General features: G+C 38.1%; 27 protein-coding genes. 21 read left to right on the top strand and 6 right to left on the bottom strand.

Translation table 11 applies throughout. The features are described 5' to 3' along the window. Positions 1-3 precede the first annotated feature (3 nt). From RI196_RS09605 to RI196_RS09570, 8 genes are all read left to right on the top strand, one after another. Positions 4-654, top strand: a complete 651-nt coding sequence (locus RI196_RS09605) for a YneB family resolvase-like protein (protein ID WP_066251220.1) — start codon at positions 4-6, stop codon at positions 652-654. Positions 655-729: 75 nt separating this feature from the next. Continuing rightward, positions 730-960 (top strand): DUF896 domain-containing protein, encoded by a 231-nt coding sequence (locus tag RI196_RS09600; protein WP_066251255.1) that lies wholly within the window; start codon positions 730-732, stop codon positions 958-960. Positions 961-1,031: 71 nt separating this feature from the next. Then, positions 1,032-3,041, top strand: a complete 2,010-nt coding sequence (gene tkt, locus RI196_RS09595; protein WP_066251217.1) for a transketolase — start codon at positions 1,032-1,034, stop codon at positions 3,039-3,041. 113 nt (positions 3,042-3,154) lie between these two features. After that, entirely contained in the window at positions 3,155-3,586 is a 432-nt protein-coding gene (sirA, locus tag RI196_RS09590; protein WP_157727967.1) for a sporulation inhibitor of replication protein SirA, read from the top strand. Positions 3,587-3,672: 86 nt separating this feature from the next. Continuing rightward, positions 3,673-3,891 (top strand): YneF family protein, encoded by a 219-nt coding sequence (locus RI196_RS09585; protein ID WP_063388294.1) that lies wholly within the window; start codon positions 3,673-3,675, stop codon positions 3,889-3,891. A 321-nt stretch (positions 3,892-4,212) separates the two neighbouring features. After that, on the top strand, positions 4,213-4,923 hold the full coding sequence (locus tag RI196_RS09580; RefSeq protein WP_066251214.1) for a cytochrome c biogenesis CcdA family protein: 711 nt from the start codon (positions 4,213-4,215) through the stop codon (positions 4,921-4,923). Positions 4,924-5,050: 127 nt separating this feature from the next. Beyond that, positions 5,051-5,407 (top strand): response regulator, encoded by a 357-nt coding sequence (locus RI196_RS09575; protein ID WP_063387698.1) that lies wholly within the window; start codon positions 5,051-5,053, stop codon positions 5,405-5,407. Between the two features lie 70 nt (positions 5,408-5,477). Next, positions 5,478-5,942, top strand: a complete 465-nt coding sequence (locus RI196_RS09570; protein WP_063387697.1) for a CcdC family protein — start codon at positions 5,478-5,480, stop codon at positions 5,940-5,942. Between the two features lie 97 nt (positions 5,943-6,039). On the opposite strand, the gene RI196_RS09565 is transcribed toward RI196_RS09570, so the two are convergent. The 3 genes from RI196_RS09565 to RI196_RS09555 form a co-directional block, all read right to left on the bottom strand. Then, positions 6,040-6,465: a DUF2621 domain-containing protein gene (locus RI196_RS09565; protein ID WP_063387696.1), complete on the bottom strand. Its 426-nt coding sequence runs from the start codon at positions 6,463-6,465 to the stop codon at positions 6,040-6,042. 66 nt (positions 6,466-6,531) lie between these two features. Then, positions 6,532-6,735, bottom strand: coding sequence for a hypothetical protein (locus RI196_RS09560; RefSeq protein ID WP_311066131.1), 204 nt, complete (start codon positions 6,733-6,735; stop codon positions 6,532-6,534). Positions 6,736-7,373: 638 nt separating this feature from the next. Then, positions 7,374-7,514 (bottom strand): small acid-soluble spore protein P, encoded by a 141-nt coding sequence (locus tag RI196_RS09555; RefSeq protein WP_063387694.1) that lies wholly within the window; start codon positions 7,512-7,514, stop codon positions 7,374-7,376. Positions 7,515-7,668: 154 nt separating this feature from the next. Here RI196_RS09555 and RI196_RS09550 point away from each other — a divergent pair, with 154 nt between their 5' ends. From RI196_RS09550 to RI196_RS09515, 8 genes are all read left to right on the top strand, one after another. After that, positions 7,669-7,932, top strand: coding sequence for a hypothetical protein (locus RI196_RS09550; RefSeq protein WP_063387693.1), 264 nt, complete (start codon positions 7,669-7,671; stop codon positions 7,930-7,932). A gap of 244 nt (positions 7,933-8,176) precedes the next feature. Then, positions 8,177-10,903, top strand: a complete 2,727-nt coding sequence (gene acnA, locus RI196_RS09545; protein WP_063387692.1) for an aconitate hydratase AcnA — start codon at positions 8,177-8,179, stop codon at positions 10,901-10,903. Positions 10,904-11,061: 158 nt separating this feature from the next. Next, positions 11,062-11,571, top strand: a complete 510-nt coding sequence (locus RI196_RS09540) for a redoxin domain-containing protein (protein ID WP_066248554.1) — start codon at positions 11,062-11,064, stop codon at positions 11,569-11,571. Between the two features lie 204 nt (positions 11,572-11,775). Continuing rightward, positions 11,776-11,916, top strand: a complete 141-nt coding sequence (locus tag RI196_RS09535; RefSeq protein ID WP_082829475.1) for an FbpB family small basic protein — start codon at positions 11,776-11,778, stop codon at positions 11,914-11,916. 73 nt (positions 11,917-11,989) lie between these two features. Next, positions 11,990-12,133, top strand: a complete 144-nt coding sequence (locus RI196_RS09530) for an acid-soluble spore protein N (protein ID WP_063387690.1) — start codon at positions 11,990-11,992, stop codon at positions 12,131-12,133. 162 nt (positions 12,134-12,295) lie between these two features. Then, complete coding sequence (tlp, locus tag RI196_RS09525; protein WP_063387689.1) at positions 12,296-12,517, top strand: small acid-soluble spore protein Tlp; 222 nt, start codon at positions 12,296-12,298, stop codon at positions 12,515-12,517. Positions 12,518-12,789: 272 nt separating this feature from the next. Beyond that, positions 12,790-13,215, top strand: a complete 426-nt coding sequence (locus RI196_RS09520) for an acyl-CoA thioesterase (protein WP_063387688.1) — start codon at positions 12,790-12,792, stop codon at positions 13,213-13,215. A 3-nt stretch (positions 13,216-13,218) separates the two neighbouring features. Then, entirely contained in the window at positions 13,219-13,527 is a 309-nt protein-coding gene (locus tag RI196_RS09515; RefSeq protein ID WP_066248556.1) for a hypothetical protein, read from the top strand. Between the two features lie 187 nt (positions 13,528-13,714). Here RI196_RS09515 and RI196_RS09510 read toward each other — a convergent pair whose 3' ends face one another. Together RI196_RS09510 and RI196_RS09505 are read right to left on the bottom strand one after the other, a co-directional pair. Continuing rightward, positions 13,715-14,005 carry a HesB/YadR/YfhF family protein gene (locus tag RI196_RS09510; protein ID WP_063387686.1) on the bottom strand — a complete coding sequence of 97 codons (291 nt, stop codon included), beginning with the start codon at positions 14,003-14,005 and terminating at the stop codon, positions 13,715-13,717. Between the two features lie 72 nt (positions 14,006-14,077). Beyond that, a complete protein-coding gene (locus RI196_RS09505; protein ID WP_311066130.1) occupies positions 14,078-15,232 on the bottom strand; it encodes a CapA family protein in 1,155 nt (384 codons plus the stop codon). 224 nt (positions 15,233-15,456) lie between these two features. Here RI196_RS09505 and RI196_RS09500 point away from each other — a divergent pair, with 224 nt between their 5' ends. The 3 genes from RI196_RS09500 to RI196_RS09490 all read left to right on the top strand — a co-directional run bounded on the left by RI196_RS09500 (position 15,457) and on the right by RI196_RS09490 (position 18,506). Beyond that, entirely contained in the window at positions 15,457-16,722 is a 1,266-nt protein-coding gene (locus RI196_RS09500; RefSeq protein ID WP_311066129.1) for an ammonium transporter, read from the top strand. A gap of 66 nt (positions 16,723-16,788) precedes the next feature. Continuing rightward, a complete protein-coding gene (locus RI196_RS09495; protein WP_311066128.1) occupies positions 16,789-17,766 on the top strand; it encodes a DUF294 nucleotidyltransferase-like domain-containing protein in 978 nt (325 codons plus the stop codon). Continuing rightward, positions 17,763-18,506: an exonuclease domain-containing protein gene (locus tag RI196_RS09490; protein WP_311066127.1), complete on the top strand. Its 744-nt coding sequence runs from the start codon at positions 17,763-17,765 to the stop codon at positions 18,504-18,506. The genes RI196_RS09495 and RI196_RS09490 overlap by 4 nt, the downstream gene beginning before the upstream one ends. Before the next feature lie 19 nt (positions 18,507-18,525). Here RI196_RS09490 and plsY read toward each other — a convergent pair whose 3' ends face one another. Continuing rightward, positions 18,526-19,122: a glycerol-3-phosphate 1-O-acyltransferase PlsY gene (gene plsY, locus RI196_RS09485; RefSeq protein WP_311066126.1), complete on the bottom strand. Its 597-nt coding sequence runs from the start codon at positions 19,120-19,122 to the stop codon at positions 18,526-18,528. A gap of 155 nt (positions 19,123-19,277) precedes the next feature. Between plsY and RI196_RS09480 the strand changes: the two genes are divergently transcribed. Together RI196_RS09480 and parE are read left to right on the top strand one after the other, a co-directional pair. Further along, positions 19,278-19,685, top strand: coding sequence for a CoA-binding protein (locus RI196_RS09480; protein WP_063387680.1), 408 nt, complete (start codon positions 19,278-19,280; stop codon positions 19,683-19,685). A gap of 195 nt (positions 19,686-19,880) precedes the next feature. Continuing rightward, on the top strand, positions 19,881-21,803 hold the full coding sequence (parE, locus tag RI196_RS09475; protein WP_094246508.1) for a DNA topoisomerase IV subunit B: 1,923 nt from the start codon (positions 19,881-19,883) through the stop codon (positions 21,801-21,803). The last annotated feature ends 8 nt before the right edge of the window (positions 21,804-21,811 follow it).

Raw genomic sequence — 21,811 nt, 5'->3', positions numbered from 1 at the left:
AACATGAGAGCAGTCGTTTATGCAAGAGTCAGCACTGAAAAAGATGAGCAGGAAACATCTTTGAAAAGACAGAAGGACGAGCTGTTAAAGCTCGCAGCTGAAAACGGTATGGAAGTTGTTGAAGTGATAGAAGAAAAAGCGAGCGGGTATGATGTTGATCGTGAAGGGGTTTTTCAACTGCTGGAATTGATTGAGGAGAAAGAAATTGAAGCGGTATTAATACAGGATGAAACAAGAATTGGCAGAGGGAATGCCAAAATCGCCATTGTCCATTCCATTTTGAAACAAGGTGTGAAAATTTTCACCGCTGCCCATCGCGGGGAGATGGAACTGTCTGAATCAGACACGATGGTGCTTGAAATCATAGGAATTGTCGAAGAATATCAACGAAAAATTCATAATTTGAAAATAAAGCGGGGAATGTTGAGAGCTATACAAAATGGGTACAGGCCTGAAAAAAATTTAAAGAATAGAAATTCTTCCTATAAAAGAGAGCGAAAAGAAGTTCCGATCGAGGAGATTGACCGATTGCGGAAAAACGGCCTGACATTTTCAGAAATAGCGGCAACATTAAGAGGATTCGGCTATGACGTTTCAAAAGCTACTGTCCATCGCAGATATCAACAATTTTTGTCAGAAAAAGGAGAATCATAGCAATAATTGTTGTCATTAGTGGTCGCATTTAGTATGATAAAAGAGCGCGGCAAAAATATACAAGGGGTTCAGCTTATGATTTCAAAAGAAAAACTTAACCGTATTAATGAACTATCTAAAAAGTCTAAGTCAGAAGGATTGACGCAAGAGGAAAAGCTTGAGCAGCAGCAATTAAGGCAGGAATATTTAGAGTCGTTTCGTCGGGATTTTCAAAACACCTTAAAAAATGTTACAGTGATTGATCCGAAAGGTAATGATGTTACACCGGAAAAATTGAAAAAATTTAAAAATAAAAGGCTGCATTAACGGATGGGTGTTGCCTTATTGCAACAATAAAGATAAGATTATAAACTGAAAATACAGATGAGAGGATGATAATGGTGACTCATTCCATTCAAGATTTATCCATCATGACGATTCGAACATTATCCATTGACGCGATTGAAAAGGCGAATTCCGGACATCCTGGAATGCCAATGGGCGCCGCACCAATGGCTTATGCGCTGTGGACGAAATTTATGAACATTAACCCTGAAAACCCTAATTGGTTTAATCGAGATCGCTTTGTTTTATCTGCCGGACATGGGTCGATGCTGCTTTACAGCTTGCTTCATTTATCGGGTTATGATCTTTCCATGGATGATATTAAGTCGTTTCGTCAATGGGGAAGCAAAACACCTGGACATCCTGAATACGGACATACACCTGGCGTTGACGCAACAACTGGACCATTAGGCCAAGGAATAGCAATGGCCGTTGGAATGGCGATGGCAGAACGTCATTTAGCAGCTACATACAATAAAGAAGGATACAATATTGTTGATCATTACACATACGTCATATGCGGTGACGGTGACTTAATGGAAGGGATTTCCTCTGAAGCAGCTTCCTTAGCTGGTCACTTGAAGCTTGGACGATTAATTGTTCTTTATGATTCGAATGATATTTCCCTAGATGGGGATTTAAATAAATCATTCTCAGAAAATGTAGAAGAGCGCTTTAAATCTATGGGCTGGCAAGTGCTGCGCGTTGAGGACGGCAACAACATTGAAGAGATTTCGAAAGCCATTGAAGAAGCCAAATTGGATGAACAACGACCGACATTAATTGAAGTAAAAACAACAATCGGATATGGTTCGCCGAATAAAGCAGGCACTTCTTCCGTTCATGGTTCGCCGTTAGGTCCAGAAGAGGCAAAATTGACAAAAGAAGCCTATGCATGGACATTTGAAGAAGATTTCTATGTTCCAGCAGAAGTTTATGAGCATTTTGAGAAAAATGTAAAAGAACGTGGAAAGCAGAAAGAAATTGAATGGAATAATTTGTTTGAAAAGTATGAGAAAGAATATCCTGAACTTGCAAAAGAGTTAAAGGCAGCAATCAATGGTGAATTGCCAGAAAATTGGGATCAATCTTTACCTTTTTATGAAGAAGGAAAAAGCGTTGCAACCCGTTCTTCTTCTGGAGAAGTATTAAATGCAATAGCTGAAAAAGTTCCTTATTTCTTTGGGGGATCTGCAGACTTAGCTGGATCAAACAAAACGACAATAAAAGGTTCAGGAGACTTTTCTGCGGAAGATTACAGCGGACGAAACATTTGGTTTGGTGTCAGAGAGTTTGCCATGGGAGCAGCATTGAACGGTATGGCTCTGCATGGAGGTTTACGTGTTTTTGGCGGAACGTTCTTTGTTTTCTCTGACTATTTGCGGCCAGCGATTCGTTTAGCAGCATTAATGAATCTCCCTGTAACTTACGTGTTCACTCATGACAGCATAGCGGTTGGAGAAGACGGACCAACACATGAGCCGATTGAACAATTAGCTTCTTTGAGAGCAATGCCGAATCTTTCTGTCATTCGTCCAGCTGATGGAAATGAAACAAGAGCTGCGTGGAAGGCTGCGCTGGAATCTAAATCAACACCGACTGCATTAGTATTAACGCGCCAAAATTTAGAAACTATTAAAGGTACGAAAGAAAATGCTGAAGAAGGTGTTGCAAAAGGCGCTTATGTCATTTCACCGGCGAAATCGGATCAACCGGATGCTCTTCTACTTGCATCAGGTTCAGAAGTAGCATTAGCTATTAAAGCTCAACAAATTCTTGCATCTGATGGAATTGATGTGCAAGTCGTCAGCATGCCGTCATGGGACCGTTTTGAAAAGCAATCAAAAGATTATAAAGAATCAGTTCTTCCTAGCAGCGTAACGAAGCGTCTTGCGATCGAAATGGCATCTTCGCTTGGCTGGGAGCGCTATGTCGGATCTGAAGGTGAAATCTTAGCTATCGACAAGTTTGGAGCATCTGCACCTGGGGAAAAAATTATAAGCGAGTACGGTTTTACTGTTGAAAATGTTGTCGAAAAAGTAAAAGAATTAGTTCGGAAATAATCGCCAAAATTAGTGCCTCTATCCGCCACCATAAGACAAACCTTTTACATTCCTTGCTTTATAATAGCAAAAAAGGAATGTAACAATGAGGTGAGCGCATGAGGCACTTTTATTTGTATTTGATAAAAAAGGAATTTGCTGAGCATTTTTATCATAGGGAATCGAAAATTTTTCAGTTATATCAAGAATTTTTTTGGACAAGGAAAACGCATCCTATTTTTGAACAATTGGAAAGGCAAGTCAATTATATTTCAAGAGCCATTCCCATTTCAGAAATAGATTTGCTGCTTCAGTCATTCTTGTCTCACCGAAACCATTATCAAAAGGTATCATCGATTCACGCCATCCAAATGGAAAATCAAAAAGGACAAGCTACTATGGTTTTAAAGGAACGGTATATTGAAATGATTTGTACCGGCAGCTTTGACGGTGAGTTATTGTTTTTTGATATATTGGGAAAATTTGATCCTTATTTTTTTGCCATGGATTTTACAAATGAACGATACGGGTGGCTGAGTCCAATTAAAGAAAGAAAATTTGTCTAAAGTTGAGGAAATTTGCTAATGAAATATTGTATAATGTCATATGGTTTAGTACACTGTATGATAGACAACATGAAGGAGGAAATAAGATGGAACTTTGGCTGGCGATATTAATCGCTGTTCTGGCATTACTTGCCGGCGTAGCGCTAGGCTTTTTTATCGCTCGAAAGTATATGATGAATTATTTGAAGAAAAATCCACCTATTAACGAACAAATGTTGAAAATGATGATGATGCAAATGGGAATGAAACCGTCCCAGAAGAAAATCAATCAAATGATGAAAGCGATGCAAAATCAATTAAAATAATTTCGTCTCAGGCATTATTGAATGATGTTTCATTAAATTAGTTCATGATGACCAATCATATTTTTTGACATCATGTAATTTTTATCTATACTATTTAATATATGCGTTGTTTTATAACGGAATTGTGAAGTAAGAATTAGTCTTTCCTTTCTCAAGGTAAGATTAATTCTTTTTTCGTTGTAAGAAGTTGTAAAAATAGTCATTCATGGCGGGAGAAGGTTCATTGTAATAATGTGCGGAAAATGTCAAACGTTCTTTTAAACATTTATTCAATGATCTGTTAGAATGGATGGAGGTAAATCTTTTGGAAGGAGCAGCAAAATGTCGGAAATTAATGTGTTTTTAGCATTTGGAGCAGGTTTTTTATCGTTTATTTCTCCGTGCAGCTTGCCTTTATATCCTGCTTTTTTATCGTATATAACTGGGGTATCGGTTAATGAGTTGAAAACTGAAAACGCTATGCTGCAAAAAAGAAGCTTATTACATACTTTCTTTTTTTTAGTTGGTTTTTCTGCCATTTTTATCGCAATGGGATTCGGCACATCCTTGATTGGAAACTTTTTCTTGAACTATCAAGATCTGATAAGACAAATAGGAGCGATCCTCATTATCTTTTTTGGACTCGTTATTCTCGGTGTTTTTCAACCTGATGTTTTAATGAAGGAAAGAAGGATTGAATTCAAAAATCGTCCAGCCGGATTTCTTGGATCTGTTCTGATTGGTATGGCGTTTGCAGCTGGATGGACTCCCTGTACGGGCCCAATTCTTATGGTAGTAATCGGTTTAGCGGCAACCAATCCTAGTTCTGGAGTTCTGTATATGACAGCATATGTGCTAGGCTTTGCAGTACCGTTCTTTATTTTATCATTCTTCATCGGGCGGATGAATTGGATCAAAAAACATAATGTGAAAATCATGAAAATTGGAGGCATATTCATGATTTTCATGGGAATTCTGCTGTTTTTTGATTGGATGACTAAAATTATTAATTGGATGAACAAAATTCTTATATTTTTACCAACCGGGTTTTAATTTTTAGTCATTTAAGAGAAAAACGAGATTTTTGACAATATTTTAAACCTCTCGGTACTTTTTTGTGACAGAAAGTAGTATAATATCAAAGGATTTAGTTTGCGAGGATAATTGAGGTGGAATTAATTTGAAAGCATTGATCGTTGACGATGCGAAATTTTTAAGGGAAACATTAAAGGACATTTTGAAAAAGCATAGTATTGAGGTTGTTGCAGAAGGGGAAAACGGCATCGAAGCGGTACAATTATACAAACAATTACAACCAGATGTATTAATCACAGATATCACAATGCCGAAAATGAACGGCATTGAGGCTATTACAAAAATTAAACAGGAATTTCCTGATGCGAAAATCATTATATGTTCGGCAATGGGACAGCAAAAAATGGTTATCGAAGCGATAGAAGCAGGAGCACTCGATTTTATTACAAAGCCTTTTGATGAAGATCGTGTGATGGAAGCCATCAAAAGAGTTATGAATTAGCCTTTTCATTTTGCTTTTTTTTCTATAATATTATTAAAGAAAGAAGCTGAAAATAAAAGGATGGTTCTGCATGGTCATTTGGTCTTCTATTACGGCTGTATTAATGGGCATTGTCGTAATTATGATCAGAACAAAGGCTGCTAAAAAGCCGGCGACAGCGAAAAAAATTATTTTGCCTCCGATCTTTATGAGCACTGGAGCCCTTATGTATTTATTTCCGCAATTCCGCATAACGCCGATGGAAATTTTAGAGGCGTTGACAGTCGGGCTGATTTTTTCGATTTTTTTAATAAAAACCTCTACTTTTGAAGTTCGGGGAGAAGAAATCTATTTAAAAAGGTCAAAAGCTTTTGTTTACATTTTGATTGGTCTGTTAGTTGTACGAATTCTGCTAAAATCTTATTTAAGCGCGTCTATCGATGTTGGCGAATTAAGCGGTATGTTCTGGCTGCTGGCTTTTGGAATGATTGTGCCTTGGAGAATTGCGATGTTCATTTCGTATAAAAAACTGAAAAATCAACTGAACGGAACGTAAAAAATACATATAGCTGCCGGCTGTTTAAAGCAGGTTACCGTTTATTCTATATAAATAAGCCTTTCGGGACAAATCCCCGAAAGGCTTATGTTTTTGTTTAAAAGAGTGCTTCATATTTGGAATAGTCGATATTTTTTTCTTTTAGTCTTTTAATTAAAAATTTATGGTCCCGTTTTGGAGTTGCGATAATATAGCCTCGAATGACTAAATCTTGCGTAATAGATGGAGCTTTTTCTTCTAATGCCAGTTGACCGATTTTTGCTGCGATTTTTTGTCTGGCAACATCGCGGAAAAGCTCTGGAACCGGTGCAACCAATTCTTCTAACAACGCCTTTTGTTCCTCTGACCATAAATGCCGAGTCTGTTGAATATAATACTCTTCCCAATCAAGTTCAGATTTTCCGTCTTCTTTCGGCAGCCGTTTCAAAAATTTGCGAAACATGAAGAAGCCGCCAATCGATAACATAGTTATAAGAAACACAACCCATATGAGAATAAACCATAAAAACCAGCCTTCAAGCATGAAATCACCCCCATCGCCTTAACATTTCCATTAATTCGTGCACTTCGGCGAAGTTGATGAAAACCGTTAAGGATTAATCGACTCATATGCATCTATCAATTCTTTTACAGCACGTCTCACAGCTTCTAATTTCTTTTTATGACGGCCGACAGAAAAGCAGTCATTAATTTCCGCGAAAACTTGGTATTCAACTGCATCACGGTAAATACTGATTTTAATATCGCCTGATTTGGAAGGATAAATTAACATTTCATATAAACGCCCGTTCATGACAGCCTCCAGACTTAAAAATTTTATATTATCAATATCTGTCATTTGCTGAAAAAAAAGCTTCCATTTTCACCTTACTATATTTTATGATAGATTCCACTTTCATTTCAATCATTTGTCATCAACTTTTTATTATTAATAAAAACATTGTTCTAAATGAAAAATAGATATAACTTAAAAATTCGTCGTTAAAGAAAAACCATAAACGAAGGATTTCCGCAAGACATAATATGTAGAAAAGACGTGTATAAATTCAAAACTGCGGCTGTCCAGAAAGTCAAATTCTCATTGAAAACATAAACATCATTTCAACATTTCTATAAGATGAAAGGGGACGTCTATAAGCTGAAGAAAGACTTATGATATGCTTAAAAGCCATAGTATGACAAGAGTTGGACGTTGCATTGATAACGGCCCAATGGAATCTTTTTGGCGAACCTTATAATGTGAAAGAGGGATATGAAACGTTTGAAGCGTTACAACAGACCATTAAGGAATATTCAGTTTTATAATAACGAACGTTATCAAAAAAATTAAACGGCTTAAGCCCATTAGAATGTAGAGCTCAAGCCGCTTAAAGCATTTTTATTATTTCCGCTGTCTACTTGGGGACATTTCAATTAAACATCCCCATTTTTTTATAAATCATGCTCCGAGTTATGTTTTTGGCGGCTATGATTTCGATTTTTTATTTTTTTCGATCCAGATAACGGCTCTGGCTGTCCCTTCCGATTTTGAACGTTTTGTTTTTGATCATTTTGTACTTGATCTTTTGCCATATACATCGCTCCTTAATATTTAATAGTAAAGAATAGCATTGTTATCTTTCGTCGTTTAGTTTGAATGATTTTGAAATCATTCATTCATTTTAGAATAAATTGATTTCTTGAAAAAAACACTATAGAAGATAAAAAAACGAAAGGAGTGCTATATTTGCCGTACCATAAAAATAAAAAACAAGCATTTGATGCAGTGCAACAAGGAATGGTGGAAGTTCATAAAGTACATGTCAATCTAACGAAAAACAGTTCTGATTATGGACATCAGCTAAAGCATCTTCGCCAGGAAATTAATGAGGCGTATGAACAAATTCAAAATGCATTGGAAGTTGCATCGGAAACGCAGAGAAAGCATTTAGAACAGTACAAGCGCGATTTAGATCGAATTGTGCAGGAAGTGAATTTGGATGAGACTTGAAAGCGGCGGAGCTTCCGTAGTTTTTCACTATTTTTTCTCTTATACGAACGTTTTCATTAGCAAGAAAAATTATACTGAAAATATTTAAATTTTTTAGTGAAATAAGCATTTCTTATAATAATTGATAACATCATTGATATTTACTTATCATAAAAAGTATATTAAGATTTAAATGTGTGATGTTTAAAGTGGGGAGATATTCGGCATTTTTGTCGAAATTACGTTTAAAGGGGGATAAAATGACATGTCACAGCAACAGTTAGAGAAAAATGACGTTTTCCGTGCAAGAAAAAGCTTTTCAATTAACGGAAAAACGTACAACTACTATTCATTAAAAGCGCTAGAAGATGCAGGAATTGGTCAAGTTTCCCGTTTGCCTTATTCAATCAAAGTTCTTTTGGAATCAGTCCTGCGCCAAGTGGATGGACGAGTTATTACAAAAGAACATGTTGAAAACCTTGCGAAATGGGGAACAGATGAAATTAAAAATTTGGATGTTCCATTTAAACCATCTCGTGTCATTTTGCAAGACTTCACCGGCGTTCCTGCTGTCGTTGATTTAGCTTCATTAAGAAAAGCGATGGCTGACATGGGCGGAGATCCACAAAAAATCAATCCGGAAAAGCCTGTTGATCTTGTTATCGACCATTCTGTTCAAGTGGATCGTGCCGGAACAGATGATGCGCTGCAATATAACATGAATCTTGAATTCGAACGAAATGCTGAAAGATATAAATTTTTAAATTGGGCTCAAAAAGCATTTGACAACTACCGTGCTGTTCCGCCAGCAACAGGTATTGTCCACCAAGTAAACTTGGAATATTTAGCAAGCGTTGTCCATGCGGTTGAAGGTGAAAATGGAGAATACGAAACATATCCTGATACGTTAGTTGGAACAGACTCCCATACAACCATGATTAACGGACTCGGTGTTTTAGGTTGGGGTGTCGGCGGAATCGAAGCTGAAGCTGGAATGCTTGGACAGCCTTCCTATTTCCCTGTACCTGAAGTCATCGGAGTAAGACTTGTTGGCGAGCTGCCTAACGGAACAACAGCAACAGATTTAGCCCTTAAAGTAACTCAAGTACTGCGTCAAAAAGGCGTGGTAGGAAAATTTGTGGAGTTTTTCGGCCCTGGTGTTGCAAAGCTTCCGCTTGCTGACCGTGCTACTATTGCGAATATGGCGCCTGAATACGGAGCAACATGCGGATTTTTCCCTGTTGATAATGAATCGCTTGAATATTTGCGTTTAACTGGTCGCGATGAAGAGCATGTAAAAGTAGTGGAAACATATTGTAAAGAAAACGGTTTATTCTTCACGCCTGAAGCAGAGGATCCTATTTTTACGGATGTAGTTGAAATCGATCTTTCTCAAATTGAAGCAAATCTTTCCGGTCCGAAGCGTCCTCAAGATTTAATTCCTCTTTCAAAAATGAAAGAAGAATTTCATAGAGCTCTTACAGCTCCGCAAGGAAACCAAGGATTTGGCTTGCAGCCGGAAGAACTTAATAAGGAAGTAACGGTTGAATTTGCGAATGGTGAAAAAACAACAATGAAAACGGGTGCAGTCGTTATTGCGGCGATTACAAGCTGTACGAATACGTCAAACCCATATGTTTTAGTAGGCGCTGGTCTCGTTGCAAAAAAAGCTGTTGAAAAAGGATTGACTGTTCCGAAATATGTAAAAACATCATTGGCACCTGGTTCAAAAGTTGTAACCGGTTATCTTCAAAATTCTGGCTTAATGCCTTATCTTGAAAAATTAGGGTTTAACCTCGTCGGTTACGGATGTACAACTTGTATCGGGAACTCTGGACCGCTTGCAGATGAAATTGAAAAAGCGATCGCTGAAAATGATTTGCTCGTCACATCTGTTCTTTCCGGAAACCGGAACTTTGAAGGCCGTATTCATCCGCTCGTGAAAGGTAACTATTTAGCTTCACCGCCTCTAGTTGTTGCTTATGCATTAGCAGGGACTGTTGACATTGATTTACTGAATGATCCAATCGGAAAGGATCAAAACGGAAGCGATGTTTACTTTAAAGATATTTGGCCTTCAATGGAAGAAATTAATGAAGTTGTGAAACAAACTGTTACACCAGAATTATTCCGTAAAGAATATGAACGTGTATTTGATGATAACGAACGCTGGAATGCCATTGAAACAACAGATGAGCCATTATATCAATGGGACGAAGAGTCTACTTATATCCAAAATCCGCCATTCTTTGAAGGATTGTCTCCTGAGCCTGGTAAAGTAGAACCGTTGAAAGGGCTTCGCGTTGTTGGAAAATTCGGTGATTCTGTCACAACAGACCACATTTCTCCAGCAGGTGCGATTGGCAAAGATACTCCTGCAGGCCAATACTTGCTGTCTAAAGGTGTATCGCCAAGAGATTTCAACTCTTACGGTTCAAGACGCGGAAACCACGAAGTAATGATGAGAGGTACGTTTGCAAACATCCGCATTCGCAACCAAATTGCACCGGGAACTGAAGGCGGATATACAACGTACTGGCCGACAGGCGAAGTAATGTCTATTTATGACGCTTGCATGAAATATAAACAGGACGGAACAGGACTTGTTGTACTGGCAGGAAAAGATTACGGAATGGGAAGCTCTCGCGACTGGGCTGCTAAAGGAACGAACTTATTGGGAATCAAAACGGTTATCGCTGAAAGCTTCGAACGTATTCACCGTTCTAATCTTGTTCTTATGGGTGTTCTTCCGCTTCAGTTTAAAGAAGGCGAAAATGCGGAAACACTTGGTTTAACCGGTAAAGAAGTATTGGATGTTCACATTGATGAATCGGTAAAACCGCGCGATTACATCAAAGTAACGGCAACTGATGAGAACGGAAACAAAAAAGAGTTTGAAGTATTAGTTCGCTTTGACAGTGAAGTTGAAATTGATTACTACCGACATGGCGGAATTTTACAAATGGTATTAAGAGAAAGATTAAAAGGATAATAATTGAAAAAAAGCGGGAACTGTTCATAGTTCCCGTTATTTTTTGGCTAAAATTAGACAATTGATATGAAATACTGTTTTTTTCACAAAAATAATATATGATGAAATTGGGCATCATTTCGAAATGCTATCGTATTGAATCAGAGGTGTTATGGTTTATGAAACAAAAGCTTGCTGTTTTTTTATTAATCGTATTAGCAGCGATTGCAGTATGGCAATGGATCAATTCCCAGAAGGAAACAGTCGGTTTAGAAATAGGAAACAAAGCTCCGAATTTTGAAGTGACGACTTTGGATGGAGAAAAGAAATCGCTTTCCGATTTTTATGGAAAAAAAGTACTTTTAAACTTTTGGGCCACTTGGTGTCCACCATGTAAAAAAGAAATGCCGATCATGCAAAAAATATATGAAAAGCATCAAGATGAAGTAACGATTGTCGCGGTTAACTTTACTGCCAGTGAGAAAAGTGCAAAAGATGTTGAAAATTTTGTTCAACAGGCTGGATTTACGTTTCCGATATTACTTGATCCAAAAAATAAAATGAACAGTGGATATAAAATTCTTACATATCCGACGTCATTTTTTCTTGATGAAAATGGAGTCATACAAGATAAAGTAGTGGGAGAATTAAATGAAAAAACGATAAAAGAAAAACTAAACCTGAAATAAAAAGACGCTGATTTCCTTTCGGGAATCAAAAAGAATCGGCTGACTTTGCCGATTTTTTCTTTTTGCAAAAGAAGAGTTTTTTTGAAACGTATGAAATTTTGCATTATTGGTTATATTGTCATTAAACATTCAAATTTTCAACGGGAAAGTGTCGGAATATTTTGTACAATAAAAGTAACAGAGAAAAGAAGTGAGGGATAAAAAATGAAAAAAACGAAAATTTCGTTTAAACAGCTTGTGTTGGAAAATAAGCAAAACTTGCTAAAAGACCGTGAAGCATTGAATGAAATTGAAGAAAGACTTGAAAAAAGGCTGGAAAAACGGCAATTGGAAAAATCGAGCTGATAGCAAACAGTCGTGTTTGACAGCATGTTTTCTGCTTTATTGGTAAACAATAAAAGCAGGAGGCGATTGTTTGATGACAAATTCAAATGATATCCAGTCTCATTTTAATCCGAATCATATCGGAACAAAACCGAGAGGATTCGGTGGAAACAAAGGGAAAAAAATGCAAAATAAGACGAATGAGCATCCTCAAGTGATTCAGACAAAAGGCGAGTAGGACATATGTCCACCGCCTTTTAATTTACATAATATAATTATGGTTCCATCATTTTTCTCCTTTTCATTGAGGAAACAGGTTCGTTTCATAATTTAACATCAAATGCACAAACTATATTTGAAATGGCGATAAAACAATTTTTCCCAGAAAGGAGAATATTTGATGCAAAATCGAACAAATCGTGATGACCGTTCCGACAATGTTGAAAAATTGCAGGAAATGGTACAAAATACGATTGAAAACATCGAAAGAGCAGAAGAAACATTAGAGTTTGCCAACGACAGAGAGCGTGAACAGATTGAGGCAAAAAATCGCCGCAGAGAAGAAAGCATTGAGGCGATGCGACAAGAAATTAAAGATGAAGCCCGTGAACGAAACTCCTAGCTTTCAATTTAGGTTGATAATTCCATTTTAGTTTTCGATTGCAAATGGAAATGTTATAATAAAATTGTTCATTGAAAATTTTTGTCTTCTAAATTCATTTGATGAACGGCCAACAATGGGACAAACTTTGTTGGACCGGCTTGAATAAAAAACAGACTCCGCAAAAAAATTTAAGTAAGAAAGTTGAAAAGGCCTAAAATAGAAAGCCTGTATCACAGACGCTGATGCAGGCTTTTTCGATCGATTTCATTTTTTGCAAGGGAGAGAAGCTTATGTTTGTTTCATCAAAAGAAATAGAAGTTCGTTATGCGGAAACCGATCAAATGGGTGTCGTGTACCATGCCAATTATATTATATGGATGGAAGTTGGACGGACGAAGCTGATCCAAGATCTTGGCTTTTCGTATGCAGCGATGGAGAAAGACGGAATAATTTCCCCTGTCGTGGATATTCAAATCGAATATAAAAAACCGATTACATACGGTGAAAAGGCAATAATACATACGTGGATTGAGAAATATAACGGAATTAAAACAGTATATGGATACGAAATTTTTAATTCTCATGGCGAATTGGCAGCAAAAGGTTTTTCCAGCCATGTTTGCGTAAAAAAAGAAACGTTTCGCCCAGTTGTATTTAAGAAATTATATCCTGAATGGCACGAAGCATATGTAAAAGCGATGAAAGAGGAGAGATAAAGATTGGCCTTTGGAATCAAGAAAGAGGAGCTTGCTGAGTGGAAGAAAAAAGTGCGGAAAGGGGAAATCGCCTTTTTAACGCATTATTGGTATGATGAACGGTTTCCGGATTATCATTCTGTAACAAAGGTCGGATGCAGCAATATAAAGCATTTAATAGAATGGGGAAACGAAAACGGTTTGAAAATGGAGTGGATTCATCATCATAAAGATTTTCCGCATTTTGACCTGCTGGGGGAAAAACAAGTAGAAATCCTGCAAAAATATCAGCTAACCGATCATTTAAGAAGATTTAAATTGCTGAAAAAATAAAAGATTTGACGGGCATCATGTGGAAGTCAGATTTGAGTAAAAAATGATGAGATGAAACAAGAAACCCAATCGGCAAATTAAATTTGCGGTTGGGTTTCTTTTACTGACTATAGCATGCTTCGGCTACTAGAACAGCTCTTTGACAAAGACTTGTTTTTCGACCTATAGCATGCTTTCAATCGATTTGCTAATTTATAAGACGAACAACAGGTTCATGAATTTTTTCATCCAATTGAATGGTCACGTCATGATTGTCGAAATACCATAAATCATCATGTTCAACATAAAATGTGACCCCTAGTTTTTCGGCTTTTATTCCGATTTGATTTGGTGCTTCTTTTGCAATTCCAAGGGAAAATCCGCTTTGCACATGACCGCATCCGCCATATCGGACAAAGAAGCGGACTGCATCTCCCTCGTTTAACTCCAATTCTTCCTTGTACCATTTTGCTGCATCATCGGTAATATTCAGTTTCATTTTTGTCACTCCTAATATCAGCTTCCTGTTTACATTATATTACATGAAAAGCTTTCTTTCCATGAATAAACTCTACTGGATAGAGTTCGTCACTTCTTTCGTTTCCAACCATTGATGCATATGCTTCATCACTTTTTCATAGGCGTTTTTGTCGATGCGGTCCAGCAATTCAACATAGTAATGATGATTTTTATTTTTGGTAACGTAGGTAGGGAGTAAACGCGGATTTTTCAAAGTCAGTGTCGTACCGTTAGCATCAGTCCGCTTAATTACATCAATCGAAAAAATCCCTCCGATGTCTTTTCCATCTCCCTTTTGGCCAGACAAGAAGTTGCCTAACGAATACACAACGATACTCTTGTTTCCATTTTTTCCTTCCAGCCATTCGATCGGCTGCAATACATGAGGATGGTGACCGATGATAATGTCTGCACCATGATCGACTAGCAGCTGCGCCCACTGTTTTTGAGCGTCGCTTGGAAAGGATTGATATTCTTCTCCCCAGTGCATGTTAACAATAGTTACATCAACTTGTCCATTTAGTGTGTCTAAATCCCTTTTCATTTTTTCTTCATCAATAAGGTTTACTAAATAGGGTTTATTTTTCGGAACTGGAATACCGTTTGTCCCATATGTATACGAAAGAAAGCCGATTTTCACCCCGTTGACCTGTTGAATTCTCCATGTATTGGCGTCCGCTTCGTTTTTAAAGCTCCCTACATACGGTAGCCCGATTTGTTCATAATGCTGAATCGCATTTAAAATACCTTTTTCTCCTTTATCTAAACTATGATTGTTTGCCGTTGAGACGATATCAATGCCAGCATCTTTTAGCGCATCTGCCACTTCGAATGGGCTATTAAACAACGGATAACTGGAGATTCCAAGTTCTGTTCCCCCAATGATCGATTCTTGGTTGGCGATGGCTAAGTCGCTTTTTGAGAGCAAAGGTTTTACTGTTGCAAACATTGGCTTAAAATTGTATGATTCGCTCCCGGTCCTCGCATCTTTAAAAAGCTGGCTATGTATGAGAACATCACCTATTGCAGAAACAGTGACGAGCGATTCGGTCGGCTCCACTTTTTTGGGAGCAGCTTGTATAGATTGTGGCGAATCATCCACATTTTCTTTTTTGACCGTGTTTTGCTCATTTGCCTGACCTTTGCTGCCGCATCCTGAAAAAAGCATCAAACAAATAATTGCGAATATTAAGAAAACCTTTCTCATAAAACCCTCCTTAAATACTGTTTTTATTATCATAAACGTTTTGTCGGAAAAAATAAACTATTGTCTAATTTTGTTTTTATGTTAGATTTTCTAACATACTTTTTCGAAAAATTATGGAAAATGAATTGACATTAAAATAAAACAGGTGTAAAAATAGAGATATACTTCTTATGTTATTTTTTATAACATGATTAAGAAGAAATAATTACATGGGAGGTTGTGCTATGGACTCATTAACGTTAATGAACAGTTTATGGGTGATGCTGGGAGCTATTTTGGTCATCTTTATGCAAGCAGGATTTATATTGCTCGAAGCGGGTTCTACACGAATGAAAAATGCCGGACATATTGCCGGAAAAACTGTTTTTACATTCGGAATTGCCTCCATTGTTTTCTGGGCAGTCGGCTATGGATTTATTTTTGGGAAGAACGGCAACTTTTTTGTAGGAATGTCTGACTTTTTTTATTCAGGATATGAAATAGATGGATTATCTCTTTCAACATCCGTCTTTTTTGTATTCCAGTTAGCCTTTGCCGGAGTTTCTCTAGCCATTGCTTTTGCTGGATTTGCGGAACGGGCGAAACTTTCAGTTTATTTAATTTTTTCTGTATTGTTTACCGCACTTGTTTATCCAGTTGTTGCTCATTGGATTTGGGGCGGAGGATGGCTGTCAGAACATGGAAAACAAGATTTTGCAGGTTCTACCGTTGTTCATTTGACAGGTGCAATGGCAGCTTTGGCTGCAACGATCTTGTTGAAACCTCGGATCGGTAAATATAACAAAGATGGTTCTGTTAATAATATTTATGGACATAACCAAGTTTATACAGCTCTAGGCGTACTTATTTTATGGGTTGGTTGGTTCGGTTTCAATGCAGGAAGCACGATTACAGTTGAGGATGGATTTTTTGGATTTGTTGCTTTGAACACGAATTTAGCTGCCGGAGCAGGAGCCGTAAGCGCCTTGATCATTTCATGGATCGCTGGCGGAAAAGCTGATATACCGACAATGTTAAACGGAGCGCTTGCAGGATTGGTCGCCATTACCGCATCTTGTGCATTTGTCGACACATGGGCTGCTGTCGTAATCGGGCTAATAGCTGGAATTCTCGTATATTTTAGTATGAAGTTTTTTGATAAAGTTAAAATTGATGATCCGATTTATTGTTTGTCTGTTCACGGAGTAGCTGGTGTTTGGGGCACTTTATCAACTGGATTTTTTGCAACCCCTGAATTAGCAACTATTGGTAACCCTGGATTGTTTTACGGCGGAGGCCTTACTCAGCTCGGCATTCAAGCATTGGGAGTGTTTACTTCAGGTTTATACGCCTTTGTTGTTTCATTCGTCATCTTAGCTGTGATGAAAAAATTGCTCAATGGCTTGCGGGTGACAGAAGAAGAAGAAATGATCGGTTTGGACTTAAGCGAGCACGGAGTTTATGGGTATCCGGAAGCATTTGAATCCAATGAACAAAAGCTTGGAAGCTAACCGCAAGAGCGTATGGATGATGTATCATCTGTACGCTTATTTATAAAAAAGGGGATTTTTATACACATGGGGAATCCTTACAAACAATTGAAGGAATGGCGCAACAGCCATTTGCAAAAAGCGAAAACAGTGACGGAATTAAACAGTATACACGATCAGGTTATGAAACAATCCTTCCATCTTTCTTTCGAGATTGTAAAAAAGAAATACGGCCCTGCGCCTTGTGAATTTACTTGGTTTTTAGTCGGAAGCGGCGGAAGAGGCGAGCAGGCGAAAATAAGCGATCAAGACCACGGACTCATTTTTCATTCCAATGAGAAAGAAGCTCTCGACTACTTTTTGCTGCTTGGAAAAGAAGTTTCATTCGGCTTGAACGTCATCGGTTATCCTTACTGCGAAGGAAATGTCATGTGTTCAACTTCTTTATGGTGCCGATCGGAACAAAGCTGGAGCAATCAGATCAATAAATGGCTGCAGGATGAAACATTTGATTCTATCCGCTATTTATTAATCTTTTTTGATGCGCGTATGATCATCGGACAATCCGAATCGATTCATCGACTGAAAAACCAAATTTTCCAATATATTCAATATAATCCTGATTTTCTCGGTCGATTGTTAAACAACACAATGCATGTCAAAAAAGGGGTGGGTATTTTTCATCAGCTGCTTCCTGAAACATACGGCCCTCATTCAGGCGCTATTGATTTAAAACAGGCCGGGTTATTGCCTTACATTAATTCTGTCCGCTTATTGGCGATCAAAGAACGATTGTTGGATACGTCTACGCTGTCGAGGTTTCAGCTTCTGATGAAGCAGGAGTATTTTCGTCATGTATTATCTCCATATCACACATATTTTCAAGAATTAGTAACGATTCATTTTAAAAATTCATTAAAAGCGAACACATATGATGAAGTTCATTACCTCTCTTTAAAGGATTTATCAAAAGAAGAAAAAGGAAGGCTAAAAAAAATCATTTTAGGCGGAAAAAAATTGATGAATGAAACGAAATCCATCATTGAAAAGGGCGTTAATCCATGAAACTTCCATCTTTTTTTCACTTGATGAAGCAATTTCAGGGGAAAATGCAATCTTCAGCATTTACAGGTCTTGAAACAAATCTTCAGCATGCAGCGTTTTTGCGGAAAATGGAACAAGACTTAAAGCGGGAGGAAAGCTTGTCAACTCCTCTTAAGGAGCTGGACGTTGTTGTGCTTGATTTGGAAACAACAGGTTTTTTTCCGGAAAAAGGGGATCAAATTCTTTCGATTGGAGCAGTTAAAGTTCACGGCATGCAGATTGAAGAAAAGCATACATTTTACTCTTTTGTTCAGTATGAAGGGGAAATTCCCGTTGATGTAAAAAAATTGACAGGAATTGTTGAAGAAGACGTAAGAGCTGCTCCCCCTATATCGGAAGTATTGATTCGTTTTTATCAATTTGCAGAAAATCGGACGCTTGTCGCCCATCATGCCAATCATGAAAAAAATTTTCTTACAGAAGCTAATAAGGAGCATTTCCGCATTCCATTTAAACATCGGATTGTGGATACAGCCATGCTGTTCCAGCTCGTTCAGCGAGAACAAATTGCCGTAAGTTTAGATGAATGCTGCCGGTTTTTTTCCATCCCGGTCCAAAAGCGTCATCACGCCTTAGAAGATGCAAAAATGACAGCCGCGATCTGGTGTGAATATGTAAAAATGTTTGTTGAATCAGGCTATAAAACGTTGATGGATGTGTTTATCAAACTATCACAATTAAAACAAGGAGCGAGAAGATGAGTTCCCGCTCCTTTCTATTTTACAGCCATTTCACTTTTGGCTCTGTTTTATTTAAGATCCTTTTAATATTGGCTCTGTGCCGATAGAAAACAAAGGTTGCGAGGATCGCGACAATGATCATTAAAGCCGCATCACCGGTAAAAATAGTATAAACTAACGTATACAGTGCTGTAACCATAGAGGATAAAGAAACATATTTTGATACATATAAAACAAGAAAAAATACAGCAAGCATGGATAAAAAGAGTAATGGGCTATAAAAAAGCAGCACCCCTCCGCTTGTCGCCACGGCTTTTCCGCCCCGAAAGCCTGCGAAAATTGGATACATATGTCCTACAGCAGCCACCATTCCTGCAATGAGCGTCCATGCTTGGTGTAGGTCACCACTAAGCAATACGGGGAGGCTTGCTGCGAGAGTACCTTTTAAAATGTCTGCAACCGTAACAAACAGCCCGGCTTTTTTTCCAAGCACTCGAAAAGTGTTGGTTGCACCTAAATTTCCGCTTCCATGTTCGCGAATATCAATACCGTATCCAATTTTGCCAACGATAAGTCCAAAGGGGATGGAACCAATTAAATAAGCTAAGATAAGGACTAAGATTAATAGAAAAGACATAATGAAACTCCTTTATATTCATGATTCTATTATTATTGTACACAATTGATTCGATCAGGACTATATTTTGTTGATAAAAGCCGTTTTAAAACTTTGGTGTTCGACGCTTTTACAGTTATAATAAAAGAAACATTGGAAGGAGTGAACAAATTTTCATGCAAAATCCAAGTCTAGACGAAATCCGTGATATTTTAAAAAAAAGCAAACGAATCGCTGTTGTCGGCTTGTCCAACAATCCTGAAAGAGAATCTTACCAAGTTTCACAAGCGATGCAAAATGCGGGGTATGAGATTATTCCTGTCAATCCGATGATCGATGAAGCCTTGGGTGTCAAAGCGGTCTCATCCTTAAAAGAAATTGAAGGACATGTGGATATTGTAAACGTTTTTAGACGTTCCGAGCATTTATTAGATGTTGCGAAAGAATTTTTAGAAATTGATGCCGATGTTTTTTGGGCTCAATTAGGCTGCGTTAACGAGGAAGCTTATCAATTATTAAAAGAAAAAGGTTATCCCGTTATCATGGATATGTGTATAAAAGTGGCGCATGCGTTAACAAAATAACAAATGTTTTCCCCCATCATCTTGATGGGTTCTTTTTTTGAAGAAAGGTTTGAAACATACGACATTTGAGTAATACAATAATATACGTTGCCGTGTAAGATTGCCAAACGCAGGGAAACCATGTAAAATACAGTTTACAAACATCTGTTCTTGTTTTTTGAAAGGAGTTATTTGTTTGTGGGAAAAGCAAAGATAATGGAATACAATGACGATGCGATTCAAGTATTGGAAGGATTGGAAGCAGTAAGGAAACGGCCGGGGATGTATATCGGCAGCACGGATGCTAGAGGATTGCATCATCTTGTATATGAAATTGTTGACAATTCTGTAGATGAAGCATTAGCAGGCTTCGGAGACCATATCATTGTCAAAATACATAAAGATGAAAGCATTTCTGTTGCTGATAAAGGAAGAGGAATGCCGACTGGCATGCATAAGCTTGGTAAGCCGACTCCGGAAGTAATTTTAACCGTGCTTCATGCAGGAGGAAAATTCGGGCAAGGCGGTTACAAAACAAGCGGCGGCTTGCACGGAGTAGGCGCTTCAGTCGTCAATGCTTTATCTGAGTGGCTTGAAGTGACGATTAAACGGGACGGATTTATTTACAAGCAAAGGTTCGAAAAGGGCGGGAAACCCGTTACGACATTAGAAAAGATAGGAGAAACAAAAGAAACCGGTACGACAGTCCATTTTAAACCAGATCCTCTCATCTTCAGCACTACGACTTTTCAATTTGACATATTGAGTGAACGATTGCGGGAGTCTGCATTCCTCCTAAAAGGATTAACAATTGATTTGATTGATGAACGGAACAATGTTCAAGAATCTTATTGTTATGAAAATGGGATCGAATCATTTGTCGCATATTTAAATGAAGGAAAAGAAACTCTTCATCCTGTTGTCTTTTTCGAAGGTGAGCAGCAAGGAATTGAAGTCGAATTTTCTTTCCAATTTAATGACGGCTACAGCGAAAACATTTTGTCGTTTGTCAACCATGTGAGAACAAAAGACGGCGGCACACATGAAGCAGGCGCCAAAACTGCCATGACAAGAGTGTTTAATGAATATGCCCGAAAGACCGGTTTATTAAAAGAGAAAGACAAAAACTTGGAAGGTACAGATATTCGTGAAGGGCTATCGGCAATTATCTCCGTCCGAATCCCTGAAGGACTTTTGCAGTTTGAAGGACAAACGAAAGGAAAACTCGGTACAACAGAGGCGAGATCTGCTGTTGACACAGTCATTTCGGAAAAATTATCTTATTTTTTAGAAGAGAATGCGGAGATCAGCACCCTCCTGATTAAAAAGGCGATAAAAGCGCAAGAAGCAAGAGAGGCGGCAAGAAAAGCGCGCGAAGAAGCAAGATCAGGAAAAAAACGAAAAAAATCTGAAATGTCTTTAAGCGGAAAGCTTACGCCTGCTCAATCACGGAATCCAAAGAAAAATGAATTGTTTCTTGTGGAGGGGGATTCTGCGGGAGGATCAGCGAAACAAGGTCGGGATAGAAGATTTCAGGCTGTTCTGCCTCTTCGCGGAAAAGTGATCAATACGGAGAAGGCGAAGCTGCAGGATATTTTTAAAAACGAAGAAATCAATACAATTATTCATGCAATCGGAGCTGGCGTCGGTGCTGATTTTAACATTGAAGATTGCAACTACGACAAAGTGATCATTATGACGGATGCTGATACGGATGGCGCCCACATCCAAGTGCTTTTATTGACTTTCTTCTATCGATATATGAAGCCGCTCATTCAGGCAGGGAAAGTCTATATTGCGCTTCCGCCTTTATATAAAGTAAGCAAAGGCAGCGGCAAATCCGAAGTCATCGAATACGCATGGAATGAGAAGGAGCTGTCCGCTGCCATTAAGAAGGTCGGCAAAGGCTACACAATCCAACGATACAAAGGGCTTGGAGAAATGAATGCGCCGCAGCTATGGGAGACGACGATGAATCCTGAAACACGCACTCTCATCCGCGTCCGGATTGATGATGCAGCAAGAGCGGAAAGAAGAGTGACAACCTTAATGGGTGACAAGGTTGAACCGCGTCGACAATGGATCGAAAAAAATGTGTCTTTTGGTATTGACGAAAATGACAACATGTTCGAAATTTAAAACAATGT

Origin of the sequence: Aeribacillus composti, assembly GCF_031760945.1 — a bacterium.
GTDB classification, from domain to species: Bacteria; Bacillota; Bacilli; order Bacillales; family Aeribacillaceae; genus Aeribacillus; species Aeribacillus composti.
This window is presented reverse-complemented; position numbering and strand designations above follow the sequence as displayed.

Bases quoted from the DNA above. Each gene is read 5' to 3' on its own strand.
- RI196_RS09570 (WP_063387697.1), top strand. From the start codon at position 5,478: ATGGTCATTTGGTCTTCTATTACGGCTGTATTAATGGGCATTGTCGTA.
- acnA (WP_063387692.1), top strand. From the start codon at position 8,177: ATGTCACAGCAACAGTTAGAGAAAAATGACGTTTTCCGTGCAAGAAAA.
- RI196_RS09510 (WP_063387686.1), bottom strand. From the start codon at position 14,005: ATGAAACTGAATATTACCGATGATGCAGCAAAATGGTACAAGGAAGAA.
- RI196_RS09535 (WP_082829475.1), top strand. From the start codon at position 11,776: ATGAAAAAAACGAAAATTTCGTTTAAACAGCTTGTGTTGGAAAATAAG.
- RI196_RS09500 (WP_311066129.1), top strand. From the start codon at position 15,457: ATGGACTCATTAACGTTAATGAACAGTTTATGGGTGATGCTGGGAGCT.
- RI196_RS09495 (WP_311066128.1), top strand. From the start codon at position 16,789: ATGGGGAATCCTTACAAACAATTGAAGGAATGGCGCAACAGCCATTTG.
- RI196_RS09580 (WP_066251214.1), top strand. From the start codon at position 4,213: ATGTCGGAAATTAATGTGTTTTTAGCATTTGGAGCAGGTTTTTTATCG.
- RI196_RS09585 (WP_063388294.1), top strand. From the start codon at position 3,673: ATGGAACTTTGGCTGGCGATATTAATCGCTGTTCTGGCATTACTTGCC.
- RI196_RS09480 (WP_063387680.1), top strand. From the start codon at position 19,278: ATGCAAAATCCAAGTCTAGACGAAATCCGTGATATTTTAAAAAAAAGC.
- RI196_RS09560 (WP_311066131.1), bottom strand. From the start codon at position 6,735: ATGAACGGGCGTTTATATGAAATGTTAATTTATCCTTCCAAATCAGGC.
- RI196_RS09505 (WP_311066130.1), bottom strand. From the start codon at position 15,232: ATGAGAAAGGTTTTCTTAATATTCGCAATTATTTGTTTGATGCTTTTT.
- plsY (WP_311066126.1), bottom strand. From the start codon at position 19,122: ATGTCTTTTCTATTAATCTTAGTCCTTATCTTAGCTTATTTAATTGGT.
- RI196_RS09605 (WP_066251220.1), top strand. From the start codon at position 4: ATGAGAGCAGTCGTTTATGCAAGAGTCAGCACTGAAAAAGATGAGCAG.
- parE (WP_094246508.1), top strand. From the start codon at position 19,881: ATGGAATACAATGACGATGCGATTCAAGTATTGGAAGGATTGGAAGCA.
- tlp (WP_063387689.1), top strand. From the start codon at position 12,296: ATGCAAAATCGAACAAATCGTGATGACCGTTCCGACAATGTTGAAAAA.
- tkt (WP_066251217.1), top strand. From the start codon at position 1,032: ATGGTGACTCATTCCATTCAAGATTTATCCATCATGACGATTCGAACA.
- RI196_RS09520 (WP_063387688.1), top strand. From the start codon at position 12,790: ATGTTTGTTTCATCAAAAGAAATAGAAGTTCGTTATGCGGAAACCGAT.
- RI196_RS09565 (WP_063387696.1), bottom strand. From the start codon at position 6,465: ATGCTTGAAGGCTGGTTTTTATGGTTTATTCTCATATGGGTTGTGTTT.
- RI196_RS09540 (WP_066248554.1), top strand. From the start codon at position 11,062: ATGAAACAAAAGCTTGCTGTTTTTTTATTAATCGTATTAGCAGCGATT.
- RI196_RS09530 (WP_063387690.1), top strand. From the start codon at position 11,990: ATGACAAATTCAAATGATATCCAGTCTCATTTTAATCCGAATCATATC.
- RI196_RS09555 (WP_063387694.1), bottom strand. From the start codon at position 7,514: ATGGCAAAAGATCAAGTACAAAATGATCAAAAACAAAACGTTCAAAAT.
- RI196_RS09600 (WP_066251255.1), top strand. From the start codon at position 730: ATGATTTCAAAAGAAAAACTTAACCGTATTAATGAACTATCTAAAAAG.
- RI196_RS09490 (WP_311066127.1), top strand. From the start codon at position 17,763: ATGAAACTTCCATCTTTTTTTCACTTGATGAAGCAATTTCAGGGGAAA.